14 protein-coding genes are annotated in these 17,003 nt (G+C 45.9%); 6 read left to right on the top strand and 8 right to left on the bottom strand.

Annotated elements, in window-relative coordinates; genetic code table 11:
* The first annotated feature begins 150 nt into the window (after positions 1 to 150).
* Positions 151 to 2,178, top strand: coding sequence for a sensor domain-containing protein (locus tag ESP131_RS05085; RefSeq protein WP_069940301.1), 2,028 nt, complete (start codon positions 151 to 153; stop codon positions 2,176 to 2,178).
* A gap of 57 nt (positions 2,179 to 2,235) precedes the next feature.
* On the opposite strand, the gene ESP131_RS05080 is transcribed toward ESP131_RS05085, so the two are convergent.
* Positions 2,236 to 3,633 carry a basic amino acid/polyamine antiporter gene (locus ESP131_RS05080; RefSeq protein WP_197499342.1) on the bottom strand — a complete coding sequence of 466 codons (1,398 nt, stop codon included), beginning with the start codon at positions 3,631 to 3,633 and terminating at the stop codon, positions 2,236 to 2,238.
* A 110-nt stretch (positions 3,634 to 3,743) separates the two neighbouring features.
* On the opposite strand from ESP131_RS05080, the gene ESP131_RS05075 reads away from it, so the two are divergent.
* Together ESP131_RS05075 and ESP131_RS05070 are read left to right on the top strand one after the other, a co-directional pair.
* The gene (locus tag ESP131_RS05075) at positions 3,744 to 4,427 is read left to right on the top strand and encodes an MgtC/SapB family protein (RefSeq protein WP_029340784.1); all 684 of its coding nucleotides are present in this window, start codon (positions 3,744 to 3,746) and stop codon (positions 4,425 to 4,427) included.
* Positions 4,428 to 4,536: 109 nt separating this feature from the next.
* On the top strand, positions 4,537 to 6,171 hold the full coding sequence (locus tag ESP131_RS05070) for a peptide ABC transporter substrate-binding protein (RefSeq protein ID WP_029340783.1): 1,635 nt from the start codon (positions 4,537 to 4,539) through the stop codon (positions 6,169 to 6,171).
* Between the two features lie 116 nt (positions 6,172 to 6,287).
* Here the strand turns inward: ESP131_RS05070 and ESP131_RS05065 are convergent, their stop codons facing one another.
* Together ESP131_RS05065 and ade are read right to left on the bottom strand one after the other, a co-directional pair.
* The gene (locus tag ESP131_RS05065; RefSeq protein ID WP_023467133.1) at positions 6,288 to 6,545 is read right to left on the bottom strand and encodes a hypothetical protein; all 258 of its coding nucleotides are present in this window, start codon (positions 6,543 to 6,545) and stop codon (positions 6,288 to 6,290) included.
* Positions 6,546 to 6,808: 263 nt separating this feature from the next.
* Positions 6,809 to 8,542 carry an adenine deaminase gene (gene ade, locus ESP131_RS05060; RefSeq protein ID WP_029340782.1) on the bottom strand — a complete coding sequence of 578 codons (1,734 nt, stop codon included), beginning with the start codon at positions 8,540 to 8,542 and terminating at the stop codon, positions 6,809 to 6,811.
* 124 nt (positions 8,543 to 8,666) lie between these two features.
* Between ade and ESP131_RS05055 the strand changes: the two genes are divergently transcribed.
* On the top strand, positions 8,667 to 9,206 hold the full coding sequence (locus ESP131_RS05055) for a gamma carbonic anhydrase family protein (RefSeq protein WP_069940300.1): 540 nt from the start codon (positions 8,667 to 8,669) through the stop codon (positions 9,204 to 9,206).
* A 111-nt stretch (positions 9,207 to 9,317) separates the two neighbouring features.
* Positions 9,318 to 9,503: a hypothetical protein gene (locus ESP131_RS05050; protein ID WP_029340780.1), complete on the top strand. Its 186-nt coding sequence runs from the start codon at positions 9,318 to 9,320 to the stop codon at positions 9,501 to 9,503.
* A 144-nt stretch (positions 9,504 to 9,647) separates the two neighbouring features.
* Here ESP131_RS05050 and ESP131_RS05045 read toward each other — a convergent pair whose 3' ends face one another.
* A complete protein-coding gene (locus ESP131_RS05045; protein WP_029340779.1) occupies positions 9,648 to 11,231 on the bottom strand; it encodes an ABC transporter permease/substrate-binding protein in 1,584 nt (527 codons plus the stop codon).
* Positions 11,228 to 12,355 carry an ABC transporter ATP-binding protein gene (locus tag ESP131_RS05040; protein ID WP_053452313.1) on the bottom strand — a complete coding sequence of 376 codons (1,128 nt, stop codon included), beginning with the start codon at positions 12,353 to 12,355 and terminating at the stop codon, positions 11,228 to 11,230. Before ESP131_RS05040 ends, ESP131_RS05045 begins: the two co-directional genes overlap by 4 nt.
* 192 nt (positions 12,356 to 12,547) lie before the next feature.
* Here ESP131_RS05040 and ESP131_RS05035 point away from each other — a divergent pair, with 192 nt between their 5' ends.
* Entirely contained in the window at positions 12,548 to 13,543 is a 996-nt protein-coding gene (locus ESP131_RS05035; RefSeq protein WP_069940299.1) for a LysM peptidoglycan-binding domain-containing protein, read from the top strand.
* Positions 13,544 to 13,666: 123 nt separating this feature from the next.
* Here ESP131_RS05035 and lysA read toward each other — a convergent pair whose 3' ends face one another.
* From lysA to ESP131_RS05020, 3 genes are read right to left on the bottom strand one after another with little or no spacing between them, the layout of a single operon-like run.
* Positions 13,667 to 14,983 (bottom strand): diaminopimelate decarboxylase, encoded by a 1,317-nt coding sequence (gene lysA / locus ESP131_RS05030; RefSeq protein WP_069940298.1) that lies wholly within the window; start codon positions 14,981 to 14,983, stop codon positions 13,667 to 13,669.
* A 13-nt stretch (positions 14,984 to 14,996) separates the two neighbouring features.
* Entirely contained in the window at positions 14,997 to 16,055 is a 1,059-nt protein-coding gene (gene alr / locus ESP131_RS05025; RefSeq protein ID WP_069940297.1) for an alanine racemase, read from the bottom strand.
* Positions 16,052 to 16,984: a branched-chain amino acid transaminase gene (locus tag ESP131_RS05020; RefSeq protein WP_023467124.1), complete on the bottom strand. Its 933-nt coding sequence runs from the start codon at positions 16,982 to 16,984 to the stop codon at positions 16,052 to 16,054. The genes alr and ESP131_RS05020 overlap by 4 nt, the downstream gene beginning before the upstream one ends.
* Between the last annotated feature and the right edge of the window lie 19 nt (positions 16,985 to 17,003).

Raw genomic sequence — 17,003 nt, 5'->3', positions numbered from 1 at the left:
CAATGTTATTATAGCAGATTTTTTCATAGAATCTTCACTTAAAAAGTATCCAAGCGAAAGGATTCTAATGCGTAAGAATTGAATATATTGGGAAAAGACAAGACAAGTGAACCGTCATCTCTTTTCATTATAAAGGAGCGTGCGCACGTAATGGACCGTTCGACCATTGATTCCTATGAAGTCGTCATTCAAGAATTCCCTTTACCCGCTTTCATATTGAATACTGATTTGACCATCCGCTCTTGGAATAATCTAGCCGAACAGCAATGGGGCTGGACACAACAGGAAGTCGTGGGTCAGACTGTTCCACTTCTTGAACGGGAAGACATGGCATTCAGTCAACAGATTTGGCATGCCTTCTTGGAGCGCCGTCAATCCGTCCAATTACCGAATGCCTCCTTGTTGCATAAGACGGGCACTTCTGTAACATCAACTCTCCTTCTGTCTCCTTTACTTGATCATACAGGAACCGTTATTGCCGCTTTTGCTTGCTGTATCCCTTCAGCTGAGCAACAAACGAAAATGAAACCACTCTTCCAAGGATTGATGGATTTGCGTCATGCATTCGATCAGATTGCTTCTGTCGCCGTCTTCGATGCACGGGGAACGATCACGTACGTGAATGATCAACTCATCGATGTGACAGGATATTGCTCTGAGATGCTTCTCAACCAGCCTTGGTCACTCATCTTAGATCCATCCAGTTCTGTCGTTTCGGAGATTCGTGCACAACTTCGTGAACGAAAAGCCTGGTCTGGTCGCCTTAGCCTCACTTCGCAAACGGGTGAACGAAAACATCTCCAAGCGACGCTCATTCCAACCTATGATGCGAACGGCGTTCGTTTTCAGCACCTGTTCATCGGGAACGACATCACGGAAACAACAGCACTTGAAGAAGAACTCGATTTTTTAGTGCATCATCATGAGATGACGCATTTATTAAATAAACGTGGATTTTTACGCGAAGGTGAAGCATTATTCCGCTCTGCTGCGTCGCATGATCCGATTGCCCTCATCTTGTTCGATATCGATCGTTTCAAAGTGATCAACGACTCGTTTGGAACACACGTCGGTGATCAACTACTTCAAGCAATGGCAACGCGCCTTTTGCAACATACGACAGGTATACTCGCTTTTCATCCGACGAGTGATCTATTCGGCGTCTTGTTACCTGCACCGTCGAGCAATCTGCTTTTCCAATATGCTCGGAAATTACAACAAGCACTGCAGTGCCCTTATTACATCAATGGTCACTCACTGATCGTTTCTTGTACGTTCGGGATCACCGTCTATCCGTCCGAAGCCAAAACACTGGAGGATTTATATCGCCGATCGGAAACAGCTCTATACGCAGGAAAATCAATTGGTACCGGAACGATTCAGTACTTAACACACGAGATGGACACACAATTCACACGTAAAATCCAACTCGAACGATCCCTCTTCACGGCACTCGAAGATCAATCCCTATATCTTGCTTATCAACCAATCATTGAACTTCAGACACAAGCCGTTAAAGGCTTCGAAGCGTTATTACGCTGGAATCACACGGCACTCGGGAGTATTCCACCAGATGAATTCATTCCACTCGCTGAAGAAGCTTCACTGATCACACCAATCAACAACTGGGTCATCATTGAAGCATGTGAACAGCTCGCGAAGTGGCAACAGACAATTGACCCTAAACTGACGATGGCAATCAACATTTCACCGCATCAGTTCCAAAGCGACTCCTTTATTCGAACGCTGCAACATATCGTAACGGATCAACTCGTTTCACCATCTTCCGTTACGTTGGAGATGACAGAGAATATTGCGATCTTACAGACACAACGAACGGTCGAACGCATGCACCTCATCAAGTCGCTCGGCTTCCGTTTATCAATCGATGATTTCGGTACCGGTTATTCTTCTTTGCAGTATCTCAGTGCTTTTCCAATCGACGAATTAAAAATCGATAAAGTATTCATTGATGGTCTGGCGACAAATGAACACGCCTTGCTCGATTCCATCATTCAACTTGGTCACAACTTAGAGTTGAATCTTGTCGCTGAAGGTGTTGAGACAGAACACGCGTTAGATTATCTAAAAACGACATCGTGTCAGCATATGCAAGGGTTCATTTTCTCTGAACCTCTATCTGTACAGGATGTCGAAAAACGATTCTTAGCACCTTAATCAAAAAAGAAGTCACGGTGTATGAAAATCACCGTGACTTCTTTTGCATATCGTTTCTTACAATTGAATTTCTCCTACAACCATTCCGTAAACGGCTACTCCTGCTAAGACAACAAGAACCATACTGGCAATCCACTCATAACGTGACATGCCCGTCCGTTGCTGTTCTCGCTCTGCTAAAGCATATGCGAGAATCCCTGGAGCATAGACTAATGCCGCGATGACGATGTACCAGATACCCGACGCATAGACGAGCCAAATCGAATACGCTGATGCGATGATGGAGAAAAGTAACATTTTCTGATTGCGCTCTTCTCGCGATGTCCGAATGCTATACAATGCTGATAACAAATACGGTAATAACGCACAAATCCCAGCGATACTCGACAGGACAAGATAGGTTTGCGCTGAGAAAAGCGCGATTCCTGCGACAACTTGTGTCGCGATTTGTGTAATCAACAGCGCGCCGACTGGAGCACCTTTCCGATTCGTTTTTGCGAATGCTTTCGGAAATGCACCGTCTTTTGCCACAAGATACGAAATCTCCGATGCGAGAATCGTCCATCCGAGAAGTGCACCGGATAGTGAGATAATCAAACCGATCATGATGATCGTCGCACCGATTGGTCCAATCGCTGCCTCTAATACATATGCCATCGTCGGTTCTTTTAATCCAGCTAGTTGTTCTTGACTGAGCACTCCTAGTGATAGAACGGAAATTAAGATATAGATGACTAGAACGCCAACAAGTCCCGTCACTGTCGCTTTCCCGACATCACTTCGATTTTTAGCACGACTTGATAAAACGACCGCCCCTTCAATTCCAACGAACGCCCAAAGTGTGACGAGCATCGTTCCTTTTACTTGATCGAAGATCGAACCGAGTTCTGTTCCCTCTCCCCAAATATCCAAATTAAACGTTTTGATATTAAAGGCGATTCCTACTAGAAGAATGAAAATCAAGATCGGAACGAGCTTTGCGATCGTCGTAATCAGATTGACGAGTGTCGCTTCCTTAATTCCGCTCGAGACGAGCCAGAACAATCCCCAAATGACGACCATACTCATCAAAAGAAGGAATATTCGATTTTCTGCTGCGAAAATCGGGAAGAAATAACTAATCGCATTAAACACGAGCGTGATATTCGCAACTGTTCCGATCCACGCCGATACCCAGTATCCCCAAGCACTGTTAAAGCCGACGAAACGTCCGAACCCTTCACGCGCATAGGCATAGATACCGCCTTCGAGCTCTGGTTTACTATTGGCGAGATGTTGGAATACTAACGCGAGCATGATCATCCCAATCCCCGTAATACTCCAGCCGATGAGGATAGGTCCTGCACTTGCACTTTGAGCCATTGCACCAGGAAGGTTAAAAGCTCCTCCACCGACCATGGAACCGATGACCATTGCAGCGAGAGCAAAGAACCCGATTTTTTGTTGATTCATGATGAGACACTTCCTTTTTCGTATATCTATTACATCTTACGTATATTCATTCGAAAGACACAAAAGTCATTATAACAAATCACCTTTTAAAGTAAAGAAAGGATTTGAGACGAATGAACTGGATTCATGTATTTCAGCTCGAAGACCTTCTAAAACTCCTATTAGCCGCTACACTTGGAATTTTCATCGGATTCGAGCGTGAAATCAAAAATAAACCGGTTGGTATACGCACTAGCCTCGTAATTACCCTGATCAGTTGCCTGTTAACCATCGTTTCCATCAAATCGGTCTTACTCTACCATGACATGGCGACGAATGTTCAGATGGATCCGATGCGTCTCGTCGCCCAAATCATTACCGGAATTGGTTTTATCGGCGCTGGTGTCATCTTACGTCGACCGCATGATATCGTCAGCGGATTAACGACTGCCGCTATTATTTGGAGTGCAAGCGGGATTGGAATCGCTGTCGGTGCAGGTTTCATCTGGGAGTCGATTTTTCTCGTTCTCTTTCTCTTCCTCTTACTGGAAGGCTTAACTCGGATGATGGGGCGTATCAACAATAGTCGGTTCGAAGCAAATGTCCTCGTTGCGCATCTCTTACTTCCTTCCGGACTTGATCCGACAGACATCGTTCTTGCTCTAGAGCGTAAAGGTGTACGTATTACGAATATGCGATTACGTGGTAATCCCGTTCGATTGACGTTACGAATGTATTCCCCGCATAAGCTGACCTTATTCCTACTTTATGACTATTTAAAATCGCTTGGAATTGAGGAGATAGACCTTGATCAGTGAGAATTATCTGAAAATTTATGTTGCATTTTTAATCACTTTCACTTAAATTAACAATATGTTCACATTTTTCTGAAATATTTAACACTAACTCTCGGGGGGTCATCGTTCCATGAATAAACCATCGAAAATCGCTTTTGCTGGACTTTCCAGCATCGCGCTTCTTGCTGTCGCTGCATGCGGGCAAGGAAATGACGAAAACACAAGCGGATCTGATTCGAAAAACAAAAAAAAGGAAGTCACACTCGTTTCGACGACGGATGTACCTCAGCTAGATCCGACGAAAACGACGGACTCGACTTCCATCATCGTCACGAACAACGTCTTCGAAGGGCTATATCGTCTTGATGGTGATAACAAACCAACACCTGGAATCGCGGAAAGCGTCGAAGTGTCGGAAGATAAAAAAACATATACATTCAAACTGCGTAAAGATGCGAAGTGGTCAGATGGATCAGCCGTCACAGCAGATGATTTCATCTATGCTTGGAAACGCGCACTTGATCCGAAGACAGCAGCAGAATACGCGTACATTCTACAAGATTTAAAGAACGCCAACAAAATCATGGCTGGCGACGCTGAACTTGATGAACTGGGTGTCAAGAAAGTTGACGATCAGACACTTGAAGTCCAACTTGAAGCTCCAGCACCTTACTTCCTTGGTTTGACGAGTTTCCCGACGTACTTACCATTAAAACAATCATTCGTCGAAGATAAAGGCGATAAGTTCGCGACAAGTGTTGATACAATGGTCTTCAACGGACCTTTCGTCCTCGATAAGTGGCAAGCAAATGCTGGTTGGACATACAAGAAAAATCCAGATTACTGGGATAAAGCGAATGTCAAGATGGATAAAATCGATGTCAAGGTCGTCAAAGAAATCTCAACTGGCGTCAACCTGTTCGAAGCGAAAGAAGTCGATTTTGCACCAATTACGTCTGAATTCGTTTCGCAGTATGAAAAATCAGATGATTACAAGACGCGTCCAGATGCTCGGATCAACTTCCTTCGCTTTAACCAAAAGAATAAAGCATTGAAGAATAAAAACATTCGAAAAGCACTCGCGCTTGGCTTTGAGAAACAAGGGATTACAGATGTCATCCTAAATGATGGATCAAAACCTGCAAACTTCATCGTCGCGAAAGACTTCACGTTTACACCAGATGGAGAAGACTTCCGCGCGAAGTATCCTGATCTACAAAGCTACGATGCTGACGCTGCGAAAAAAGCTTGGGATGCTGGCTTGAAGGAACTTGGTGTGAAGACAGTCGAACTCAGCATGCTCTCACGAGATGAAGATGCCTTCAAGAAGGTTTCTGAGTACTTAAAAGGAGATCTTGAGAAACACCTACCTGGTTTGACGATCAAAATCAAACAACAACCATTCAAAAACTTCCTCGAACTCGAATCGAAGGGAGATTACGATATCTCTGCGGCTGGTTGGGGACCTGACTACCAGGATCCAATGACGTTCCTTGATATGTGGTTAACGGATGGAAGCTTCAACCGGATGGAATACTCGAACAAAAAGTTCGATGATCTCATCAAGGGAGCAAAACAACAAGCAGATGAAGCGAAACGTTGGTCGGACATGCAAGAAGCTGAAAAAATGCTGTTGACAGAAGACTACGCCATCGCACCAATCTACCAAAAAGGGGAAGCTTACTTACAACGGACAAACATTGATAAATTGTACCGTCACCCATTCGGTGCCGATATGAGCTTTAAATGGATGGAAGTAAAATAACCCTTTAAAACATTGATGAACAAGTAGCGGACCTCGTTCCCTACTTGTTTTTTTATTTCCGAACGCGATTCTCAAAAAACAACAAAGACCCCTTCTGACGGAGCCATCGGGGGTCTTTACTGTGCAATTTGTTTGTAAAAAGCAATCTCTTCATCCTGTCCTTCCTCAACTGCTCGGAAGAATTCAGCGAAGTAAGCATAAAGAACGGTGCGTTCCTCATACGTCGGTCGAGCTTGACGAATGACGGAGAATGCAAGATTTCGCAACTGACGTTTCGTTCGTCGATGTGTCGGTAGGGCATGGAACTGACGCGTGAATGAACGATAGACATCCGCAATCAAAGCTTCATGTCCTTCAAAATAGGTCTTATCCATAATGATGATCTCCTTTCTAATCTTGTTGTCCTACTGTTTTCTACGACCCTTCTAGATAAAAGTTTCATAGAAAGTGAGATTTCTCACAAACGATATAGAACTTACTATAACAAGCTTTCCAAAATGATTCAACATCCAAACTATTAAGTTTCATTAAGGATTTTTAGCCGTTTTGTAAAGTGGCTTTTTTTTGATTTTATCGTACCTCGATTGATAGAAAAACGGTCTGAGTCCCGGAATGAGACTCAGACTCGCGACGGACATCAGTCTGCTTGTACTGAAATATGCTGAAAGTGTTTTACGTCGAATAATCCACTGTCGGTCAGCTTTAACTCCGGAATGACCGGTAAGCAAAGAAATGACATCGTTAAATAGGGATTAAAGGACCGATCCGCCTCTAATACATCGAGTGCATCATTCAATGCTTCGAGTGTATCTCCAACTTCTTGGAAGGGACGATTCGTCATCAGTCCAGCGATTTCAAGCGGTAACTCGGCAAGCACTTCTTGACCATTGACAGCAATGACTCCCCCACCCGCTTGGACGAGACGTTCTGCGGCCAGTTGCATCTCTTCGTCTGACGCGCCTACGATGACGAGGTTGTGTGAATCATGGGCAACAGTCGCTGCAATCGCTCCGCGTTTCATCTTAAAGCCTTTGACGATACCGACTGCCGAGAAGGCTGTCCCGTGATGACGTTCAATGACAGCAATCTTTAAGAGATCCTGTTCCGGCACAGGCACGAAATGTCCATCTTGAAGTGGAACGTCGAGAATCAAGTGCTCGGTGACGATGCTTTTCGGAATGACTCCAATGACATGCGCACGCGCTGATTCAAGTGGAAGGGCGAATACTTCCGGTGTAATCGGTTTTGTATTCAAGGTTCCGCGTAATGACTCTGGCACATGCGCGCGGCGAACCGGACGAATCGTTTTCCCTGCTCGCGCAACACAATCACCTTGAATATAGACCTCGTCAATCACGACGTTATCAGCATCGGATAACAAGACGAAGTCCGCCCGACGTCCTGGTACGATGGCTCCCCGATCGTCTAAACGATACGCGTTCGTCGCGTGCAACGATGCCATCGCATACGCTGTCTCACGTTTAATCCCATGACGGATCGCATAGCGGATATTATAGTCGATCGTTCCCTCTCGTAACGTATCATCCAAATGTTTATCATCCGTACAGAAGAGGAAACGGCTCGCATTGCTTTCCGTTACAGCATCGAGTACTTCTTTTAAGTTTCGAGCTGCCGAACCTTCACGTATTTCAACATACAGACCACGACGCGCTCGGGCGATGGCATCTTCCTTACTGACGGATTCATGATCCGTTCGAATTCCAGCGACACCATAAATGTTGATTTCGCGTGGTCCGAGTCCTGCAGCATGACCATCGATTAGTTTTCCTGCGTCTTCGATCTGTTTAATTTTTTGGAGCATATCGTGATCGGCTCGTTCGACCGCTGGATAATCCATGACTTCTCCTAAACCATGGACACCAGGATGATCGACGAACGGTGCAAGTGCCGCGGCGTCAAGAGATGCTCCCGCGTGTTCAAACGAAGTCGCTGGTACACAACTCGGTAACATCATGCGTACATCAAGGGCAAGACCTTCAGCATCGTCTAGCATGAAGGATAATCCTTCCGCTCCTTTGACATTCGCGATCTCATGCGGATCGGCAATGATCGTCGTGACCCCTAATGGTAGAATCGCTTGCTCATACTCACTCGGTGGGACCATCGATGATTCAATATGGACGTGGGCATCGACGAAACTTGGTGCGATGAAGAGCCCCTCTCCCGGACGATTATCGATTCCTTCGTATCCTTCCCCGACAGCCGCGATATAGCCTGAATCAATCGCTACATCTGCTGTATAGGTTTCTCGTGTCATGACATCAATGACTGAAATATTCTGATAGACGACGGCTGCTTTCTCTTTTTTTGCAGCAATCGCGATCAATCGTTCACGCACTGTTTGTTCCATCCTGTCTCCTCCTGTTGTAAGCGTATTTTTACCATCTTACAATTAGTTTGGAAGCTGTTGCAATTTATTTTTTGTAACGTCAAGATGAAAGAGTATCGATTTAATGTCTGAGGGGGAAAAACGCATGAAATATCGTGTTGGTTCACTTGTTCCAAACATCGATCCATCCGTTTATTTAGCGGACGGATCTAAAGTCATCGGAGAGGTCACAATCGGAAAAGACTCATCCGTCTGGTTCAATACGGTCATCCGGGGAGATGAAGGTCCGATTCACATTGGGGAACGTGTCAACATTCAAGATGGTTCGATGATTCATCAGTATGAAGGGTATCCGACCATCATTGAAGATGAGGTGACAATTGGTCATATGGTGATGATTCATGGTGGAATCATCCGAAAAGGAGCACTGATTGGGATGTCAGCGACAATTCTCGATGAAGCCGAGATCGGAGAAGGTGCATTTGTCGCTGCAGGAAGTCTTGTTCCGCCAAAAATGAAGGTGCCTGCAGGCGCGATGGTCATGGGTGTCCCCGCCAAAATCGTCCGGGATATCAGTGACCATGATCGATTCATCATGGAACGAACAGTACGAAAATATGTCAAACGGGGTCAACAATACACGGCAAGTTGCGAAGCCATTGAAGATGATTTGACAAGTTTGTGAAAACGTTTACAAAGTTCACGACTTCTTAACACCTCCCCTCTTCCGTCTTTACAATCCTTTCGTACACTAGAGGTGTAAGAGATGAATCAAGACACAGAGAGGGGATTTTACATGATTCCAGTATACGAAGAACGCATCATGTCTGATTTATTTTCATCTACGAATAACCCAAGTTACGGTTTGCCGACGTTACCTGAAACGGAAACAGATTGGTTGACAGTCGAGATTCAAGCACGTATCGTTAAGGATGCCGAGCACCGCCTTGGAACATTAAACCGAGAGGAAGAACGTGTATGATTCAGCAACGCACTGTTCGCGCTTGGCTCGCTAGTCGCATCAAAAAATAATTTAATCACTTGATTACGTATTTTCCAAAACGATATAGCGCGTCAGCGCGCATAAAAAAGAGCCGAAGCGGATTCCCGCCTCGGCTCTACCTGTTTATTTGGAGATCAATCCTTCTTCAATCAAGAAATCACGCGCGACTTTTTCAGGACGCTGTTTCTCGACATCTGCTTTGTAGTTCAATTCTTGCATCTTTTCATCCGTGATTTTATCCTTCAATGTGTTGAGGACTTTTTTCAGTTCTGGATGTTCTTCGAGTGTTTCTTGACGAACAAGCGGTACTGCATAGTATGGTGGGAAGAATTTCTTATCGTCCTCTAGTACCGTCAAATCGAATTTTTGTAACAAACCGTCTGTCGAGAAGCTGTCGATGACGTTCGTCCGACCATTCGTCAGCGCTGTATAACGGAGTCCTCCATCGACGGGTTGTACATCTTGGAATTTCATGTCCGGATACTTTTTCTTCAAACCAAGATAACCATCTTCCCGATTCGCGAATTCGATTGTTGATCCGAGAATCAAACGATCACTGACTTTTGACATATCGGATACCGTCTTCAAGTCATATTTTTCGATATCTTCTTTCGTCATGGCAAGCGCATACGTATTGTTGAAACCGATTGGATCAAGGACATCGACTTGACTTTTCTCAGGAATCATCTTCCCGACTTTGGCATAAACTGTTTCTGGATCCGTCTCGACGTCTTGCTTGAGCACGTCGATCAACAAAGTACCTGTGTACTCAACATACGCGTCGATTTCCCCTTTTTCAAGCGCCCCGTAAGCGACTTTCGTTCCACCGAGGTTCAATTGACGTTCGACTTCTAAATCTGTCTTATCTTCGATTAAATCCGCTAACATATTTCCGAGAATCAATTGTTCCGTAAAGTTCTTCGATCCGATGACGATCTTATCTTCCTTGAGGAAAGAGTAAGCGACCGTTCCACCGATTAATAAGAAGACGATACTTGCGATTGCAATCTTACGTCCGGCTGGCATCGCCTTACGACGCTTCCGCGCCTTATTCTTGATTCGACCATCTGCAAGTGGAATCCCGTTCGGCGCTACCGAATATTCAATCCGACTAACGACGAAGTCGATGACAAGGGCTAAAATCCCGGCTGGAATTGCTCCGGCAAGAATCTGGTTATTATCAACTGTTTGAATACCTGAGAAGACGAGGTAACCAAGACCACCGGCACCGATGAATGCTGAGATCGTCATTAAACCAACAGCTGTAACGGCTGAAATTCGAATCCCTGCCATCATGATCGGCAAGGCAAGTGGAATCTGAACCTTACTGAGGATTTGCCGATCCGTTAAACCAATTCCTTTAGCTGCTTCGAGCGTGTCCCCGGGAATGCTCGACAGACCTGTGTAGGTATTTTTAACGATTGGCAAGAGTGAATAAAGCACGACCATGATGATCGCTGGTGTCGACCCGATACCAATGAACGGAATCAAGAAACCGAGTAAAGCAAGACTCGGAACGGCTTGCACGACACTCGTCAGCGCAAGGACAGGTTTCGCGAACTTTTGGTAACGGGTGATCAGAATTCCGATCGGAATCCCGAGAACGACCGCGATGACGACGGCAAAGACCGTCAGCTGTAAGTGCTCTAGCAATAAATCACCGATCTGATCGGTATTATTTTTTACATAATCAAAGAATCCGTTCATTGGACTTCCTCCTCATGAATGAATTGCTCACTCAAGACGGAAAGTAAGCTACTACGTGTGATCAATCCTCTGAGTTTTCCAGTTGCATCCGTTACTGGTAGATAACCAGTCTCTTCCTGATTCATGACCTCAAGAACATCGAGTAACGAATCATGTTCATTGACGGCGATGATTTCACCTTCCATCACTTCTTCGATCCGTTGGCTCTTATCCGGGATCGTCTGGATGTTCTTCAACTTAATCAGCCCTTGTAAGACACGGTCACGATCGGTAATCAACAGGCTGTCGACTTTTCGTCCCCGCATGATTTCAATTCCCTGCAGCAACGTCCGTTTGCCACTGATTGAAACTGGGTCCTCAATCATGATATCTTCTGCTTTGATGAATTCTGGACTACTCCAGATTTTATTTTTTCCGATGAACGATTCGACATATTCATCTTTTGGATGACGGAGGATCTCTTCTGGAGTATCGAACTGAACGATTTCTCCATCACGCATGATACATATCCGATCCGCTAACTTGATCGCTTCATCCATATCATGGGTGACGAAAACGATAGTCTTTTTCACTTCCTCTTGCAAGTTAAACAACTCTTCCTGTAGATCGTTACGGGTAACGGGATCGAGTGCACTGAATGGCTCATCCATCAAGATGACATCAGGATCATTCATCAGAGCACGTGCGAAACCGACACGCTGTTGCTGCCCACCACTGAGTTCGCTTGGATAACGATCGATGAATTGTTTTGGATCAAGCCCGACCATCGTCAACAATTGTTCTGTCCGTTGATCCATTTCATCGTGATCTTTCCCCTCAAGCCCCGCAATCAATTGAATGTTTTCCCGGACCGTCATGTGAGGGAACAAGCCGGTTTGCTGGATGACATATCCCATATGACGTCTTAATTCAATCGTATCCGTCTTCATGATGTCCTTCCCGTTGACTAAAATCGTACCTGAAGAAGGTTCAATCAATCGATTGATCATCTTAAGTGATGTCGTCTTCCCACAACCACTTGGTCCGATGAAGACAACGAGTTCACCCTTTTGAATCTCGAGCGATAAGCCTTTCAAGACGACATTGTCCTTAAACTGCTTACCGACGTTTTTGAATTCGATCATTCCTTCTCACTCCTTTTTACTATTTCCATATATTATGGTTTCCCAAAAAGATTACGGTTTAAACAAATTTTCTGTAATTTAGTTTTATTTCTTTGCAAAACGGGAATTTCTTAGTTCTTTTTTTAAAATAAAGGGAATACCTTAATAAAGAGTACTTGTAAAGCATGTTTTTGATGAAGGAGGTACTAGACGATGAACATCAAGAAACCCACCATCATGATGATCGGACTGCTTCTCCTGACTCCACTTTCAATCCCCTCACAGGTCGATGCAGCGAGCTCTACGTTCGTTACGAAAGGAACGACGACGCAAAAAGTCGTCGCATTGACGTTTGATGACGGTTCAGATGGAACGAACATTGCCAAAATCTTAAGTATCTTAAAAAGTAACCAAGTGAAAGCGACTTTCTTTTTGACAGGCAGTGGTGCAACCAACCATCCCCAATCGATCAAAAACATCGCAACCGCTTCTCCGACACATCAAATCGGCAATCACTCATATTCGCATCCGGATTTTACGACCTTAACAGCAAGTCAGATGACGAGTGAATTATCCCGAACAGAATCCCTCATCCGGTCCTTGACCGGAAAAACGACGAAACCAATTTTTCGGGCGCCGTTTGGTGCAAGTAACAGTAACGTGTTGAGTGCAGTTGGGGCTGCAGGTTACACGAAAACGATTCAATGGAATATTGATACGACGGATTGGAAAGGCATCTCTTCAACAGCCATCTTGGATCGTGTAATACCAAAAGTCGTTCCCGGATCAATCATCCTGATGCACACTGGGGCTGGTGCGAAAGGAACACCAACCGCTTTGCCAACGATGATTTCAAAACTAAAAGCAAAAGGCTATTCGTTCGTCACGATTTCAGAACTGTTACGGTCACCGACTTCAACCGGTACGACGTATACCGTCAAAGCTGGCGATACACTCTATTCCATCGCCCGCAAATACAACATCTCGGTCTCTGCCCTCGCGAGTGCGAATAACATCACGAATTGGAATCTGTTGAATGTCGGTCAAGTCTTGAAAATTCCAACAACGACGTATACCGTCAAAGCCGGTGATACACTTTACTCGATTGCGACACGTTATGGTGTCACCGTCACAGCATTGATGCAGGCAAATAACATTACGAATCCGAACCTCCTGCTCGTTGGACAAGTCTTAAAAATCCCAAACTGAATATGCTGATCGCAACAAAAAAACGATCCCTCCCTATTCAAGAGAAGAATCGCCATATATCACATGCATGAAACCGGCGCGATAGCGTCGGTTTTTTTGTCCTCTCGTTTGACCCCGTACCTCTTACGACTCTGATCGGACCCCATTGATTCCAAGATCACACTGAATCAAATCCGCATACGTTTGTCGACGGACGACTTCACGGGATTCCCCGTCCCGAACGAAAACAAGTGCCGGACGTAAGAACTGGTTGTAGTTGCTTGCCATCGAGAAGTTATATGCCCCTGTTCCAAAGACAGCAAGTGTATCGCCACCGTTCGGTGTAACCAACTGTGCTTTTTCGGCGACGAGATCCCCTGATTCACAAGCTGCTCCAACGACCGTCACTTCGGTCGTTTCGCCACTCATCCGGTTAGCGATGACCGTTTCATACACCGCACCGTAAAGTGCTGGGCGAATGTTATCTGTCATTCCGCCATCGACCGAAAGATAGGTGCGGACGCCTTCGATCTCTTTGATTGCCCCGACCGTATACAGTGTCGTTCCTGCATTCGCAACGACCCAGCGCCCTGGCTCGATCCCGATTCGTGGACGTTCGATGCCGAGTCGCTCCGTTTCCGTCTCGATGACATCCATGACGCGTGCAATCGTCGCTTCAAAATCAAGCGGATGATCGTCCTGTGTATAGGCAATACCGAAGCCACCGCCAACATTAACTTCGCTGACTGTGAAGCCATGATGCGCACGAATCGTTTCGACGAAGCCCATCATCGTCCGAGCCGTCTGTTCGAACAGTGACGGATCTTGGATTTGCGAACCGACATGACAATGGATGCCGAGTAACGACAGATGTTCCGATGCTAAAATCGCTTCGATTGCGTCCAAGTAATCTGACGCATGCGTCGAGAAACCGAATTTCGTATCGACACCACCCGTCTGGATTTTCGCATGCGCTCCCCCGATGACTTGTGGGACGATCCGAATCAAGACATGAACCGTTTGACCGGCTTGTGCCGCAATCGATTCCAGTTGTGCAATCTCTGCAAAGTGATCGATGACAATCCGTCCGACTCCTTCCTCAACGGCATACTGAAGATCAGCCGTTGATTTATTCGAACCATGGAAATAGATTCGTTCTGCTGGAACCCCGGATTGACGGGCGATGAAGAGTTCCCCGCCTGTGACGACATCGATTCCAAGACCATGACGAACGACTTGTTCATATACGGCACTGACAGTCAGTGCTTTTGAGGCGAAGGAAGCATACGTGTTCGGATACTTATCAAGGAAGTGTTCCCGGACGGTCGCTAATCGATCCGTCAGCTCCCGCTCTGCCATCACATACAACGGTGTTCCGTACTGTGCTGCAAGATCGGTCGCTGCGACACCATCGATGTGCAACGTATTGTTTTCTTCTGTCAGGTATTGACTTCCATACATAATAAGTTCCTCCTTATAGATACTGATGCGTCAAACGCCAAGACCGGGCACACATCTGCTCTGAATTGTTCGCTGCTCCTGTCCGAGTAATATCGTCAATTTCAACGCCATCCCCGTATAGCACGACCTCGTCTCCGACCTCAACCGTCCCATCGACAGCGACGAACGTATGACTCATGAATAATTTATTGATGACCGGATAAGGTTTTTCTTTAATATGAACAGGCAGAGCGGCACGCCCACGGACGACACCGTCTCCATAGCCGACTGGTAAGATGGCAATCCGCATCGGTTCTGTACTCGTAAAGTTCGTCCCGTACCCAACGTGTTCACCCGGTCCGATTTCGCGAATTTCAACGACCTCCGTCGTCATCCGTAGCGAAGGAACGAGCCAGTCCATCTTTTCAATCGGTGAATAGCCGAATAAGAAGATTCCAGGGCGGACATAATTACAAAATGCGAGACGCGGATCGTGTTTGACGATCGTCGCACTGTTTTCCGAGTGCATATACGTAAACGTATGGCGCTTTCGTAACACATCGGCAATGGCGACGAAACGTTCGACTTGTCCATCGTGATCCGCATCCGGCTCATCGGCAAGCGGAAAATGTGTATATAAACCTGTTAAAGCGAGCGAATCTGCTTGCGCAAGCGCAAGAACAGCTTCCGCCTCTTGAAGCGAACTGACACCAAAACGATTCATCCCGACGTTGATCTTCAAATGTAACTCGATTCCTTGCAGCTGTTTACTGTTTAGGGCGAGCCATTCTAGCGATGAGACACCGAGTGCAATTCCGAAACGTCGTGCTGTTTCAAAATCCTCCGTCGGATTCATCACCAGTACATAACTGTCTGGAAAATTCGTTTTGATTTCAATGGCTTCATACAATTCGGCGACAGCAAAGTGATGCACATCAGACGCCGTCAGCGTTTCGACCATCTCGAGCATGCCTAAGTTGTACGCATTGTTCTTGACCACGGCAAAAATACGTTTACGTGATCGAGCGAAGACCGATGCGACGTTCTGTCGCACCGCCTTCCGATCGATCGTGACGAGTGTACGCGTCGTCATTCTGCGACAGCTGGTGTCACATACGTCAACCAATCCGCATATTGCGGCAATTGACCTGTGACGGCTTGACGGTAAAGATCGAGCAACTCATCTGCGACGTTCCGTGTTCCGCCGTTGATGGAGATATGATCGATTTCACCGACACTCGTGATTTCAGCAGCTGTTCCTGTTAAGAAGATCTCATCTGCGACATATAACTCATCGCGTCCGATGTGACGTTCGACGACAGGATAGCCTTGATCTTGTGCCAAACGGATGATGACTTGGCGTGTGATACCGTCGAGTACTGAACAATCAAGTGACGGTGTATGAATCGTTCCGTTTTTAAGAAGGAAAAGATTCGCAACACTCGCTTCACTAACGTTTCCGTTCATGTCGAGCGCGATTGCTTCGTCAAATCCATCACGAATCGCTTCACCTTTTAAGAGTTGTGAGTTCATATAGTTCGCAGCCGCTTTCGCTTGCATCGGCATCATCGTTGATGAGACGCGGCGGTATGATGCGACTTTGGCACGGATGCCAGCACCTTTATCGAAGTATTCCCCAAGCTCCCAGCAAGAGATGCCGACATGAACCGTCGTATCTTTCGCCATCAATGCTTGCCATGGCGTACCGAGGAACACGAATGGACGGATATAACACGATTCAAATCCGTTTTTCGCAACTAAATCGATCGTTGCTTGAACAAGTTCGTCGACAGTATACGGAATCGTGACATGGTAGTACGCACAACTGCGGAAGAGACGCTCGATATGTTCCTTCAATTGGAAAATCGCCGGTCCGTCCGGTGTCGCGTATGCACGAATTCCTTCAAAGAATCCACTACCGTAATGAATCGCATGTGACATGACGCTCGTGTTCGCATCTTTCGGATCATGAAAGACTCCATCTAACCAAATTGCTTCTCCATACTGTGTATCCACTGCCATGTGTTTTCCTCCTCTTCGA

This window comes from Exiguobacterium sp. U13-1, assembly GCF_001750115.1.
Taxonomy (GTDB): domain Bacteria; phylum Bacillota; class Bacilli; order Exiguobacteriales; family Exiguobacteriaceae; genus Exiguobacterium_A; species Exiguobacterium_A acetylicum.
This window is presented reverse-complemented; position numbering and strand designations above follow the sequence as displayed.